This is a genomic window from Kocuria flava (genome assembly GCF_001482365.1).
Lineage (GTDB): Bacteria > Actinomycetota > Actinomycetes > Actinomycetales > Micrococcaceae > Kocuria > Kocuria flava.
Genome location: NZ_CP013254.1, coordinates 3,293,983 through 3,307,021 on the forward strand (window position 1 = coordinate 3,293,983; position 13,039 = coordinate 3,307,021).

At 79.9% G+C, this 13,039-nt stretch carries 10 protein-coding genes; 2 read left to right on the top strand and 8 right to left on the bottom strand.

The window, feature by feature from the left end:
* Complete coding sequence (locus AS188_RS14715; RefSeq protein ID WP_058859469.1) at positions 1-2,340, top strand: DEAD/DEAH box helicase; 2,340 nt, start codon at positions 1-3, stop codon at positions 2,338-2,340.
* A gap of 23 nt (positions 2,341-2,363) precedes the next feature.
* Here AS188_RS14715 and AS188_RS14720 read toward each other — a convergent pair whose 3' ends face one another.
* The 7 genes from AS188_RS14720 to ssd all read right to left on the bottom strand — a co-directional run bounded on the left by AS188_RS14720 (position 2,364) and on the right by ssd (position 7,362).
* Positions 2,364-2,771, bottom strand: a complete 408-nt coding sequence (locus AS188_RS14720) for an Rv3654c family TadE-like protein (RefSeq protein ID WP_058859470.1) — start codon at positions 2,769-2,771, stop codon at positions 2,364-2,366.
* Complete coding sequence (locus AS188_RS14725) at positions 2,764-3,090, bottom strand: TadE family type IV pilus minor pilin (protein ID WP_058859985.1); 327 nt, start codon at positions 3,088-3,090, stop codon at positions 2,764-2,766. Before AS188_RS14725 ends, AS188_RS14720 begins: the two co-directional genes overlap by 8 nt.
* A gap of 288 nt (positions 3,091-3,378) precedes the next feature.
* A complete protein-coding gene (locus AS188_RS14730) occupies positions 3,379-3,645 on the bottom strand; it encodes a DUF4244 domain-containing protein (RefSeq protein ID WP_058859471.1) in 267 nt (88 codons plus the stop codon).
* 138 nt (positions 3,646-3,783) lie between these two features.
* On the bottom strand, positions 3,784-4,344 hold the full coding sequence (locus AS188_RS14735; RefSeq protein WP_058859472.1) for a type II secretion system F family protein: 561 nt from the start codon (positions 4,342-4,344) through the stop codon (positions 3,784-3,786).
* Positions 4,341-5,090 (bottom strand): type II secretion system F family protein, encoded by a 750-nt coding sequence (locus AS188_RS14740; protein WP_058859473.1) that lies wholly within the window; start codon positions 5,088-5,090, stop codon positions 4,341-4,343. The genes AS188_RS14735 and AS188_RS14740 overlap by 4 nt, the downstream gene beginning before the upstream one ends.
* A complete protein-coding gene (locus AS188_RS14745) occupies positions 5,087-6,280 on the bottom strand; it encodes a TadA family conjugal transfer-associated ATPase (protein WP_058859474.1) in 1,194 nt (397 codons plus the stop codon). Before AS188_RS14745 ends, AS188_RS14740 begins: the two co-directional genes overlap by 4 nt.
* Entirely contained in the window at positions 6,277-7,362 is a 1,086-nt protein-coding gene (gene ssd / locus AS188_RS14750) for a septum site-determining protein Ssd (protein ID WP_058859475.1), read from the bottom strand. The genes AS188_RS14745 and ssd overlap by 4 nt, the downstream gene beginning before the upstream one ends.
* Positions 7,363-7,514: 152 nt before the next feature.
* Between ssd and AS188_RS14755 the strand changes: the two genes are divergently transcribed.
* Entirely contained in the window at positions 7,515-9,260 is a 1,746-nt protein-coding gene (locus AS188_RS14755) for a bifunctional 3'-5' exonuclease/DNA polymerase (protein ID WP_058859476.1), read from the top strand.
* Positions 9,261-9,270: 10 nt separating this feature from the next.
* On the opposite strand, the gene AS188_RS14760 is transcribed toward AS188_RS14755, so the two are convergent.
* Positions 9,271-12,972, bottom strand: a complete 3,702-nt coding sequence (locus AS188_RS14760; protein WP_058859477.1) for an nSTAND1 domain-containing NTPase — start codon at positions 12,970-12,972, stop codon at positions 9,271-9,273.
* Between the last annotated feature and the right edge of the window lie 67 nt (positions 12,973-13,039).

The window sequence follows — 13,039 nt, forward strand, 5'->3', positions numbered from 1 at the left end:
GTGCCGTCCTCCGACCACGCCTCCCTGATCCCCCTGCTCGGCCGCGGCGACGCGCCCGAGCAGGTGCGCCACGTCCGGGAGCTGCCGGAGCGCGAGGCCGTGACGGCGCCCTGGCCGGAGCACCTGCACCCGGACGTGGTCGCGGCCTGGGAGCGGCTCGGCGTGCACCGGCCCTACCTGCACCAGGTCCAGGCGATGCTGGCGCCCCGCCACGTCGTCGTCGCCACCGGCACCGCCTCGGGCAAGTCCCTGGCCTACCAGGCCCCGGTCGCCGACGCGGTGCACCGCGGGCGCCTCGCCGCCCTCGCCCACCCCGGGGTCGTCCACCACCCCGACGAGGCGACCGCCCTGTACCTGTCCCCCACCAAGGCGCTGGCCGCCGACCAGCTCGGCGGGCTGCGCGCCCTCGGCCTGCCGGGGCTGCGCGCGGCGACCTACGACGGCGACACCGACCCCGCCGAGCGCCGGTGGGTGCGGGAGCACGCGGACGTTGTGCTGTGCAACCCGGACATGCTCCACCACGGGGTGCTGCCCAACCACGCCCGCTGGTCCCGGTTCTTCCGGCGGCTGCGCTACGTGGTCGTCGACGAGGCCCACTCCTACCGCGGGGTCTTCGGCTCGCACGTGGCGCTGCTGATGCGCCGGCTGCGCCGGGTCTGCCGCCGCTACGGGGCGGATCCCGTGTTCGTCGGCGCCTCCGCGACCTCCGCGGCACCGCACGCGTCCTTCGCCCGGCTGATCGGCGCCCCGGAGGCCGAGGTGACCCCGGTGACCGAGGACTTCTCCCCGCACGGGCCCGTGACCGTGGTGCTGTGGGAGCCCGAGCACACCGGCGGGGTCGGGGAGAACGACGCCCCCGTCCGGCGCACGGCCGTGGCCGAGGCCGCCGACATGCTCACCGACCTCGTGCTGCACCGGGTGCGCACCATCGCGTTCATCACGTCCCGGCGCGGGGCGGAGACGATCGCCCAGATCGCCCACCGCCAGCTCGAGGAGATGGACCCCTCGCTCGCCCACCGGGTCGCCGCCTACCGCTCCGGGTTCCTGCCCGAGGAGCGCCGGGCCCTCGAGCAGGCGCTGCGCGACGGGCGGCTGCTGGGGATCGCCAGCACCTCCGCGCTCGAGCTGGGCATCGACGTGGCGGGGCTGGACGCCGTCGTCGTCGCGGGCTGGCCGGGCACGCGGGCGTCCTTCTTCCAGCAGATCGGGCGGGCCGGCCGGGCCGGCCAGGAGGCGCTGGCGGCGTTCGTGGCCGGGGACGACCCGCTCGACACCTACCTGGTCAACCACCCGGAGGCGATCTTCGACACCGACGTCGAGGCGACCGTCCTGGACCCGACGAACCCCTACGTGCTGGCCCCCCACCTGTGCGCGGCCGCCGCGGAGCAGCCGCTGCGCGCCGAGGAGGTCGCCGCCTTCGGGCCGACGGCCCCGGAGGTCCTGTCCTCCCTCGAGCGCAGCGGCCACCTGCGCCGCCGCCCGACGGGGTGGTTCTGGACGGCCGCGGAGTCGGCCGCGGGGCTGGTCTCGCTGCGCTCGGGGGCCGGCGGCCCGGTCCGGATCGTCGAGACGGGCACGGGCACGGTCCTCGGCACGGTCGACGCGGGCCAGGCCCACTACCAGGCCCACCCGGGGGCGGTGTACGTGCACCAGGGCCGCACCTACGTCGTCGACGACCTCGACGAGGAGGGGGCCGTCGCGGCCGTCACCCGGGCGCACCCGGACTACTACACGACGGCCCGGGACCTCACCCAGGTCACCGTGGTCGCCGAGGAGCAGGCGCAGCGGTGGGGCGCCGTCACCGTCCACCTCGGCCGGGTGCAGGTGACCACGAAGGTGGTCTCCTTCCAGCGCAAGGCGGTCGTCTCCAACGAGGTGCTCGGCGAGGAGCCCCTCGACCTCGAGGCCCGCGACCTGTTCACCCGCTCGGTGTGGTTCACGGTGCCGCCGGCGGTGCTCGCGGGCGCGGGCGTCGAGGAGCCCGACGTCCCCGGGTCCCTGCACGCCGCCGAGCACGCCGCGATCGGGCTGCTGCCGCTCCTGGCCTCGTGCGACCGGTGGGACGTGGGCGGGCTCTCGACCGCCCTGCACGCGGACACGGAGCTGCCCACGGTCTTCGTCTACGACGGCCACCCCGGGGGCGCGGGCTTCGCCGAGCGCGGCTACGACACGGCCGCCACCTGGCTGCGGGCCACCCGGGACGCGATCTCCTCGTGCGAGTGCGAGCACGGCTGCCCCTCCTGCGTGCAGTCGCCCAAGTGCGGCAACCGCAACAACCCGCTCGACAAGCAGGGCGCGGTGCGCCTGATCGACGCCCTGCTGGCGGACGCCCCGGCCTGACCGCCGCGCGCCCCCGCCGGCGGTCACGGGAGGTGCTCCGGCGGGCCGGCGCGGGCCAGGCCGGTGGCCGGGCCGAGGGCCGCGGCGGGACCGCGCAGGGCCACGGTCGTGCGGACGTCGACGACGACGCGCTCCGGCTCGACCAGCCGGCACAGCACGAGCTCCGCGCCGTTCTGCCGGGCCACCCGCTGGGCGGTGCCGCAGGGGTCGCCCGGGGCGAGCCCGCGGGCGGTGTCGGCGGCCGCGAGCGCGGCGAGGTCCGCCGCCCGCCCGGCGCGGTGGGCGGCGGCGCCGGCCTGGGCCAGCAGGAGCACCGCGAGCAGCAGCACGGCGAGCACGGCGGTCAGGCCCAGGACGTGCACGGTGCCGCTGCCGCGGTCGTGCCGGCCGCGGCCCCGTCCGGCGCGACGTCCCGGGCGCGGGTCAGCCACCGGGGCTCCCGGCCGGGGGTGCGGTCTCGGTCGCGGCGGAGGCCTCGGCGCTGAGCCGCCACCCGCCCCACTGCCCGAGCACGCCGGGGGCCGGCCCGGAGACGGTGACGGTGGTGGTCCGGGCGTCCCGGGCGACGGCCACGGCGGCGCCGTCCCCGGCCAGGCGCAGGGCGGTGGTGCGGACCACCGCGGTGGACTCCCCGCGCGCGGCGGCGCGGGCGGAGGCCCGGGCGGCCTCCTCGTAGCGGATCAGGTCCACCCCGGCTGCCGCCGCCGCCAGGAGGACGGCCAGCAGCAGCACGAGCGCGGGCAGCAGCACGGCGGTCTCGGCCGTGACGGCGCCGGCCTCGGACCGCGCGCGGTGGGACCGGGCGCGGCGGAGGGGCGCACCGTCGGCCGGTGTACGGCGGGACGGGGCACGGCGGGACGGGACGCGGCGGAGGGGCGCGCACGGGGACGGCGCACGGCAGGGCCGCGCGCGGCGGGAGGCCGGCCGGGCGGGGCCGGCGGCGGGACGGGGACGGGCCACGGGAAGCTCCTCGGGGTGGGTTCGGCGGGTCGCCCGGACGGGAACCGCGCCCGGGGGCGGGTCCCCGTCCGGACGGGCTCAGACGCCCAGCGCCTTGGTGATCAGGGCGGTCAGCAGCTCGCGGACCTGGCCCGAGGCGAGCACGGCGGCCATGACGCCGCCGAAGGCCGCCGCGGCCAGGACGACCATGGCGTACTCCACGGTGCTGGCCCCGAGGTCGGGATCGGCCGCGCGCAGGGCGCGTCCGTGCGGCCGGTGCGGGTCGGGCCCGCCCCGGCCGGCCGGGGCCGCCGGAGGGGCCGGAGGACGGGAGGTGCGGGGGCTGAGGGACGTGGTGCGGGACATGACGGGTCCTTCCGGGAGGTGGTCGGCGGTGGCCGCGGTCGGTGCGGGCACCGGTGGTGCGGGTCGGCGGGCAGGTCGGTCGGTGCGCTCCGGACGGGGACGGCGGTCCCCGGCTCCGGGGCGCGGGGCGGGGCGGGCTCACCGGAGCACCTCCGGGACCAGCCCGAGCAGGACGGGCAGCACGCCCCAGCAGACGAACGCCGGCAGGGAGCACAGCCCGAGCGGGAGCACGAGGCGCACCGCCAGGGTCTCGGCGGCCCGCTCGGCGCGGCGGTAGGCCGCCCGGCGCACCTGGGCGCCCTGGGCCCGCAGCCCGCGGGCCGAGGGCGCCCCCGAGGTCGCGGCGAAGGCGAGGGCCCGGCGGTAGTCCTCGAGGTGCGGCGGCAGCTCCCCCGCGGCGGCCCACGCCGTCTCCCAGGGCAGGCCAAGGCGCAGCCCGGCGCCGGCGGCGCGCAGCGCGGCCCGGTCCGCCGGCCCGCCGGCGAGCACGTCCACGGCCTCGGCCAGCGGCAGCCCGGCGTCGAGCATCGCGGCGGTCAGCTCGACGAGCACGCCCGCGGACACGTGGGGCTGCGGGCCGCGGCCCGGCCCGCCCGTGCCGCGGTCCAGGCCGGGCAGGCGCGGGCGGGGCGGCAGCAGGGCCACGGCCGCGGCGGCGAGCAGCAGCGCTCCGGCGGCGGGGGCGGCGAGGGCGCTCACCGGGCCTCCACCGCCTCGGCGCGGACGATCAGGGCCCGGGTCCAGACCCGGCCGGCGGCGGTCAGCGCAGCACCGGCAACCAGCGCGGCCAGGCCCCACGGGGTGGTCAGCAGCGTCACGAGGGGGTCGGCACCCATCAGCGTGCCCAGGCCGAGGCCCAGCACGGGCAGCCAGGCCAGGATCCGCACGGTCGAGCGCGGCCCGGCCAGGGCGCTGGTGCGGGCGGCTTCGGCGTCGATCTCCGCCTCGAGGGCGCCGGCCAGCCCGCCGAGCAGCTGCGTGAGCGGGGCGCCGGTGCGCTCGGCGACGTCCCAGCACAGGGCGAGCTCGGCGGTGGCCGCGACCGCCCGCCGGTCGAGGTCGTGACGACCCAGTGCCGGGGCGGGAGCGGCGGCCAGGGCCGCCGAGACGGTCAGGCCCAGCCGGGCCGCGGCGGCGACGGCCGTGCACAGGCCGCCGACGTGCCGGGCGGTGGCCGTGGCCGCGGCGAGGGGTCCCGCGGCCTCGAACGCGGCGGCCGGGGAGCGCCCGGCCTCGAGCAGGGCCGCGAGCCGGCGCAGCAGCGCGGGCCACTCGGCGGCCTCGGCGGCCGGGTCCCGCAGCAGCCGGGCCCGCAGCCGGCGGACGGGCCCGGGCTCCCCCGCCGCGGCCGGGGCGGGGCGGAGCCTGCGCCGGGACGGACCGGCGAGCACGGCGGCGCCCAGGCAGCAGCCCAGCACGGCGCAGCCCAGCAGCACGGCGCTCACGACCGCGGCCCCCGGTCGGGCGGGGCGGGCTCGGCGGCGTCCCGGAGGGGCCGGTCCAGCAGCCGGCACAGGGCGTCCCACCCGGGGCCCGGCTCCAGCCGGGCCCCGGTCTGCACGGCCGCGGGCACCGTGCCCAGCACGCCGTCGCGCTCCCGCAGCAGCTCCAGGGAGCGCACCTCGCGCCGCCCGCCGGTGCGCTCGACGTGCACGACGAGGTCGAGGGCGCTGGCGGCCTGCAGGGCCACGGCCTCCCGGCTCATCCCGGCCAGCGCGCCCAGGGCCGCGAGGCGGGCGGGGACCGCGGCGGCGGAGTTGGCGTGGACGGTCCCCGCCCCCGCGTGGCCGGTGTTCAGCGCCGTGAGCAGCTCCCGGACCTCGGCCCCGCGGCACTCGCCGACGACCAGCCGGTCGGGGCGCATGCGCAGCGCCTCGCGCACGAGGTCGGCGAGGTCGATCCGCCCGGCCCCCTCCGCGTTGGCGTGCCGGGCCTGCAGCCCGACCACGTGGGGGTGGGCGGGGCGCAGCTCGGCGGCGTCCTCGATGAGCACGATCCGCTCGTGGGCGGGGCAGGCCGAGAGCAGGGCGTCGAGCACGGTGGTCTTGCCCGCCCCGGTCGCGCCGCTGACCAGGAAGCCGGCCCGGCAGCGCAGGGCCCCGAGCAGCAGCTCGGCGGTGCGGGGGTGGAGCGTCCCGGCGGCCACGAGGTCCTCGAGGCCCAGCCCGGCGGGGCTGCGGAAGCGCACGGAGAGCAGGGTGCCGCCGGTGGAGACGGGCGGGAGCACGGCGTGGACCCGGTACCCGGCGGCGGACTGGACGTCGGCGCAGGGGTGGGCGGCGTCGAGCCGGCGCCCGGCGGCGGTCACGAGGCGCACGGCCAGGGCCCGGACCTCGGCGTCGTCGGCGAAGGGCGAGGGCACCTGCCGGGTGCCCTCGGCGGTCTCGACCCAGACGCGGTCGGGGCCGTTGACGTAGACGTCGGTGAGGCCGCGGGCGGGCAGCAGCGGCTCGAGGGGGCCGAGGCCCGTGAGCTCCGCCCGCACCGCGCGGACGGCCCGCAGCGTCCCGGCGGCGCCGAGCACCCGCCCGCCGGCGCGCACGGCCGCGGCGATGTCGGCGTCCGTGACCGGTCCGGGCCGGGCGAGCAGGCGGTCGCGGACGTCGGCCAGGAGCGCGTCGTCCCCGGCGCTCACGCGAGCACCCCCGTCGCGCGCAGCAGGCGTGCGACGTCCCGGGCGGTGCGCCGGGCGCGGCCGGCCTCGAGCAGCCGTCCCGTCTCGGCGGCCCCGGGCACGGAGCCGGCGAAGCGCAGCGGCCCGGCGACCGCCAGCCCGGTCGTCGCGGCGGCGAAGGCGTCGTCGACGTCGGCGACGTCGAGCCCGGCGGGCACGAGCCGGGCGGGGACGGGGCCCAGCAGGGCCGCGGCGCGCCGGGCGGCGAGGACCCCGCGCACGGTGCGGGGCGCGACGACGAGCACCTCGTCGCACAGCGCCGCGGTGGCCGCGGCCTCCGGGGCGCACCGGCCCAGGTCGACGACGACGAGGCCCGCCGCCCGGCGCAGCGCCTCGAGGACGCCCGGGTAGGGGGCGGGGCCGTCCCCGGGGAGGGAGCGGTCCCACGAGAGCCAGCGCAGCGGCCCGGTCCGGGCCAGGGCCGGCCACAGCTGCTCGGCGTGCACGGGCCCGGCCACGCGCAGCAGGTCCGGCCAGCGCAGGCCGTCCTGCTCCTCCGTGCCCAGCAGCACGTCGATCCCGCAGCCCTCGCGGTCGGCGTCGACGAGCACGGCCGGGCGGGCCCCGCCCGCGGCGCCGTCCGCCAGCCAGCAGGCCAGGGTGGAGGTCCCCGCCCCGCCGACCGCGCCCAGCACCCCCAGGACGCGCCCGCCGCCGGGCCCGCCGCCCGCCCCGGGGTCGGCCCCGGCCACGCGCTCGGCGAGCCACCCCGCGGCCTCGGGCAGCACGGCCACGGGGCACCCGCCGAGCTCGGCCGCCCGGTCCCACAGCCCGGGGTCCTCGGACCGGCCCACCAGCACGGTGCCGGGTCGGGCCGGGCCCGCGGCGGCGCGGACGTCCAGCAGCTCCAGGTCCGCGGCCGGGCCGCCCTCCGGCGGGGCGCCCCCGGCCCCGGGGGCCGGCAGCAGCCGGGCCCCGGCGGCGGCGCAGACGTGCTCGACGACGCCGCGCAGGGCCTCGTCGTCGCCGGTCAGCCGGACGGTGCGGACCCGGTCGGGGCCCGCGGGACGGGACGGGGAGGCGGTGGCGGCGCTCGTGCTCATGGGGCCACTGTCCGGCCGCGGGCCGGGAGCCGGTGCGGGCCCGGACCCGGCTGTGGACGGGCGCCGGGAGCGCCCCGGGCCCGGGAACCGTGTGCAGTCCGGCCCCCGGGGCGCGCGCCTGTGATGACGGACCCGTGCAGGACAATGGGCGGATGCACATCGTGGTGGCGGCGGACGAGGCCGCCGGCGGGCACCGGCTCCAGGTGCTGACCGGCTCGGGCGAGCCGGACGGCGCCGAGCTCACCGTGCCCGCCGGCGGGCTGCCGGGCGTCGTCGCGCAGCACGAGGCGGCCGCCCGGCAGGCGGGCACGACCCCGCCGCGCTGGACCTGGGAGCGCACCGCGGCCGTCTACCCGGGGCTGCTGGCCGCCGGGGTGCGCGTGGAGCGCTGCCACGACCTGCGCCTGGTCCAGGCCGTCCTGGCCACCGCGGCCACGGCCCACGGCTCCGGGGCCGGCGGGCCGCTGCCCTACCTCCCCGTCCTCGGGCCGCTGCCCGCGGACGAGGCGCCGGGGCTGCTGCCGCCCCCGCGCCCGGGCCCCGAGCAGGCGGGGCTCTTCGACCTGCCCCGGGCCGCCGGGCCCGGGACCGCGGTGCTGGCCGCGGAGCTGCGGGCCCAGCTCGGGGCCGTGGCCGGGGCCGCCGACCCCCGCGGGCTGACCGTGCTGCTGGCCGCCGAGTCGCAGGGGGCGCTGGTCGCCGCCGAGATGCAGCACGAGGGCCTCCCGTGGCGGGAGGACGTGCACCGGCGGATCCTCGCCGAGGCCCTCGGCCCCGAGCCGGCCCCGGGGCGGCGGCCCGAGCGGATGGAGCGCACCGTCGAGCGGGTGCGCGAGGTCCTGCACGCCCCCGGGCTCAACCCGGACTCCCCGCAGGAGCTGCTGCGGGCCCTGCGCGCGGCCGGGGTCGACGTCGCGAGCACCCGCCAGTGGGAGCTGGTCGAGTGGGCCCGGTCGGTCCCGTCGCTGGCGGCCCGGCGGCAGGCGCTGATCGAGCCCGTCCTCGAGCACAAGAAGCAGGCCCGGCTGCTCGGGGCCAACGGCTGGCACTGGCTGGAGACCTGGGTGCACGAGGGCCGGTTCCACCCCGAGTACGTCGTCGGCGGGGTCGTCACCGGCCGCTGGGCCGCCCGCGGCGGCGGCGCCCTGCAGATTCCCCATGTGGTGCGCGACGCCGTGCGCGCCGATCCCGGCCGGGTGCTCGTCGTCGCCGACGCCGCCCAGCTCGAGCCCCGGGTGCTGGCGGCCCTCGCCGGGGACGACGCCCTCGCGGCGGCCTCCCGCGGGCGCGACCTCTACCAGGCGATCGCCGACCTCGGCGAGGAGCGCGGCTCGGAGCTCACCGAGCGCCCGCAGGCCAAGCTGGCGATGCTCGGGGCGATGTACGGGGCCACCACCGGGCAGTCCGGGCGGCTGATGCCCCACCTGGCCCGGATGTTCCCGCGCGCCGTGGACTACGTGGAGCGCGCCGCCCGGGTCGGGGAGACCGGCGGGCAGGTCCGCACCCACCTGGGCCGGTGGTCCCCGCCCCCGGGCCCGGAGTGGGACGCCGCCCAGCGGGAGACGGGCACCGCCGAGGGCGAGCGCCGCGCCGGGGCGCTGGCGCGCGCGCAGGGCCGGTTCACCCGCAACTTCGTGGTCCAGGGCACGGCCGCGGAGTGGGCGCTGTGCTGGCTGGGGAGCCTGCGCACGGCCCTGGTGCGGGAGGGCCTGGACGCGCGGCTCGTGTTCTTCCTGCACGACGAGATCGTGCTGCACTGCGCGCAGGCCGACGCCGACCGGGCCGCGCGGCTCGTGCGGGAGGCCGCCGCGCAGGCCGGCCGGATCGTCTTCGGCCGGATCCCGGTGGAGTTCCCGGTGACGGTCGCGGTCGTGTGCTCCTACGCCGAGGCGAAGTGAGCCCGGCGCCTCAGCACAGCGCCCGCGGGTCGGCGCCGGGGACGTGGCGGCGCCACTCCTCGTCGGTGATCGGGTCCCCGCGCGTGGCGCAGATGTGCTCGGCGGCCCGCTGCACGCCGAAGATCCAGCCGCGCACCGCGCCGTCGTCACCGGTGGCCAGCAGCCGGTCGCCGAGGAACTCGACGTCGTTCATCCGGTCCCCGGAGGCCGAGAGGGCGCCCACGACCTCGAGGCCGCCGTCCTGCCCCGGGCGCCACAGCCACACGTAGCGGTCCGCGGCCGCCCCGGCCAGCACCTCGCCGTCGGGCGAGAAGCGCAGCCCCTTCACGGAGGACAGCGCGTCCGCGGACGAGGACACCCGCCGCGGTGCGTCGGGGTCGGCGAGGTCCCACAGCTCGACGCCGCCGCTCTCGGTGCCCACGGCCACGCGCTCCCCGGAGGGGGCGAAGGCCAGGGCCGTGACGATGGAGTCCAGCTCGAGCGTCGCCGCCCGCCGGGGCTCCGGCCCGGTGAGGTCCCACAGCACGACGTCCCCGGTGCCGTCGGCGGTGGCCAGCACCCGGCCCGAGGCGGAGAAGCCGGCGGCCTCGGTCCCGGCCACGGGCAGCTGCGCGGTACGGCGCACGGCCCCGGAGGGCTCGCGCTCGAGCAGCGCGATGCGGGTGCCGACCTCGGACCAGACCACGATCGTGGTGCCGTCCTGGGTGGTGCGGGCACCGGTGACCCCGGCGTCCACGGCCGGGACGCGCACGGGCTCCCCGGGCCGGCCCTCCCGCAGCGGCCACACGAGCGCGTCGCCGTCCTCCGTGCCGCCGACCAGGAAGGAGGCGTCGGGGGCGAGCGCGCCGGCGAACCACAGCCGCTCCCCCTCGGGGGCCCGCGGGGCGGGCAGCTCGCGGGGCCGGTGCCCGGTGAGGTCCAGCAGCGTGATGACGTCCTCCCCGATCCCGACCACGCTCAGCAGCGTGTCGTCCTCGTCGGCGGAGAGCTGGTAGACCGGCTCGTCGCGGCGGTGGACCACGGGGCCGTGCCGGTCCCAGGCGCGCGTCGCCCCGTCCTGGGAGGCGGTGACCACGGTGTCGCCGCGGCCCACCGCGCTGGTGACGCGGGCCGGGGTCGGGTAGACCTCCACTCGGGTCCGGTCCGGGAGGCGGTGGACGTAGGCGCTCTGGTCGTAGCTGGCGGAGACGATGCGCTCGCCGCCGGGCACGAGGTCGACGTCGCTGACCCAGCTGTCGAAGCCGTCGAGGGAGCCGGCCGGCTCCGCCCGGCCGTCCTCCTCCAGCGTGAACAGCCGCACCTCGCGGGCGGCCAGGCCCGCGGCGAGCCGGTCGGCGTCGACGTCGAGGGAGAGCACGGGCCGCCCGGTGGGCAGGGGCTCCAGCCGCCGCACCTCGTCGCCGCCGGTCGCGAAGCGCTCGACGGCCTCGCCCGGCCCGGCCGCGTAGACGGTGCCGTCGGCCCCCGCGGCCAGGGCGGGGACGGCGCCGTCGCCGGCGAGCTCGAGGGGCGGCAGCCGGACGGGGGCGCGGGGGTCCTCGACGGCGAAGCGCAGCACCTGCCCCGCGCCGCCGGCCAGCAGCTGCTCCCCGTCCGGGGAGAGCACGACCGCCTCCACGGGGGTGCCGGCGCCGACCTCGAGCGCGGCCAGGCGCCGGGCCGGGGCCTGCGTGACGTCCCAGAGGCTCAGGTGGCCCTCCCCGCCGACGGCGGCGAGCACCCGCTCCCCCTGCCGGGCCAGGTCCACGTCCCGCAGTCCGGGCCGCCCCTCCACCACGGCGAGCTCCTCCCGGTCCTCCGCGAGCCGCCCGGCGCCCCGCCACACGGACAGCGTCCCGTCCTCGGCGGCGCGGGCCAGCACGGACCCGTCGTCGAGCGCGGCCAGGCGGGAGGCGCCCTCCGGGCCCAGCAGCCGCTCGGGGACGGCCACGGCGGTCGAGTCCAGCAGCGCGGAGGCCCCCTCCCGGGTGGGGGCCAGCCGGGAGGCCAGCAGCCCGAGCTGTGCGGCGAGGTTCGGCGACTCGGCCCGGATCCGGGAGGCCTCCAGGGCGGTCTGGCGCGAGAGCGCCTCGTCGCGGGCGGTCTCGGCCAGGTGCTGGAAGTTCTCGGCGCGCAGGAACAGGGCCCCGGCGACCACGGCCGCGCACATGGCCAGGGCCAGCAGGACCAGCCCGATCCGGCCGCTGCGCTCGATCTGGCGGGCGCTGCGCCGCTCCCGCTCGAGGGCGTCGTCGTAGTGGCGCTCGCTCTCCTCGAGGTACTCGCGCTCGGCCGGGCTCAGCAGCGCCTGCTGGCGCGGGTCCCCGGTCCAGTCGCGGAAGGACGCGAGCTGCCCGAGGGGGATCAGGGCCAGGGGGTCGCGGTCGTTGGCCAGCCACATGCGGGTCGCGCGCTGGAGCTGCTGGCGGACGTAGAGGTCGCGGCGGCTGTCCTCGATCCAGCGCCGCAGCCGCGCCCAGTGCTCGAGCAGCGCCTCGTGGGCGAGCTGGATCTCGTCCCGGTCCAGGGTCAGCAGCCGGGCCCGGGCGAAGTGCTCGACCACGGCCTCCCCGCCCACGGGCAGCTGGTCGCGCGGCACCGGGGTGCGCACCACCGTGCTGCGCGCGGAGCCCTCGCCCACGATCCGCACGAGCCCCAGGAACACGGCCCGGGCCGCCTCCAGCCCGTCGGGGCCCAGCCCCGCGAGCACCTCCTCGGCGCGCCGGTCCACGGCCTCGGTGATCCCGCCGGCCGCGTGGTAGTCGGCGACCGTCAGCTCCCGGCTGCGGGCGTGCTCCCACGTGCTCAGCAGCGCCTGGGAGAGCATCGGCAGCAGCCCGACGTCGGGGCCGGTCCCGCGCGGGGCGACGTCGCGCAGGATGACCTCGACGAGGTCCGGGGACACGCGCGCGCCCACGGCCTCGGCGGGGCCGACGACGATCCGGCGCAGCTGTTCCCGGTCCAGCGCCCCGAGCAGCAGAGGCCGCTCCAGGGCCGCGCGCAGCCCGGCGTGGCGGCTCGCCCGGCCGTAGAAGTCGGCGCGCAGGCCCACCACGACCACCCGGTCGCGGGCCGCCCCGGCCAGCCGGTCCAGGACCCGCCCGGGCCGTTGCGGGTCCTGGGAGTCCGTCCACAGCTCCTCGAGCTGGTCCACGACCAGCAGCCGCGGGTCCTGGTCGAGCGCCCGGTCCAGGCGCCCCTCCGGGTCCCGGCCCGGGGTGGTCGCCGTCGCGGTCCACCCGTGCAGGGGCCCGCCCGGGGCGCGCAGCCGGCCGAGCAGCCCGGCGCCCAGCAGCGAGGACTTCCCCGCCCCGGAGGCGCCCACCACGGCGAGCAGCCGCGGCCCCGGGGCGCCGGCCAGGGCCAGCACGCGCTCCCCGAGCTCGGCGACCTCGGCGGTGCGGCCGAAGAAGTGGGCCTCGTCCTCGGGGCGGTAGGCGCGCAGGCCCACGTAGGGGGTCGTCGCCGGCTGGGCCGGGGTGCGGGCGCGGGCCACGTCCGCCCACCACTGCTCGGCGGGGCGCTCCTCCGTCAGCCCCAGGGCCTCGAGCAGGGCGGTGAACTCGCGGCGCAGGCCCGGGCCGGGCAGGTGCGCGCCGCTGAGCCAGCCCTGGATCGTGCTGGCCGGCAGCCCCGAGGCGGCGGCCAGGGCACGCACCGACAGCCCGCGGCGGCGGCGGGCCGCGCTGAGCTGCTCGGCCAGCGGGGGCCGGCCGGGGTCGGACGGGCTCACCGGGCACCTCCTCGGATCGGTCGGGGGAGCTCCCACGGTAGTGGCCGCGGGCCCCCCGGTCGTGCCG

Excerpts from the sequence above, each read along its gene's own strand:
- AS188_RS14730 (WP_058859471.1), bottom strand. The coding sequence starts at position 3,645 with ATGTCCCGCACCACGTCCCTCAGCCCCCGCACCTCCCGTCCTCCGGCC.
- ssd (WP_058859475.1), bottom strand. The coding sequence starts at position 7,362 with ATGAGCACGAGCGCCGCCACCGCCTCCCCGTCCCGTCCCGCGGGCCCC.
- AS188_RS14755 (WP_058859476.1), top strand. The coding sequence starts at position 7,515 with ATGCACATCGTGGTGGCGGCGGACGAGGCCGCCGGCGGGCACCGGCTC.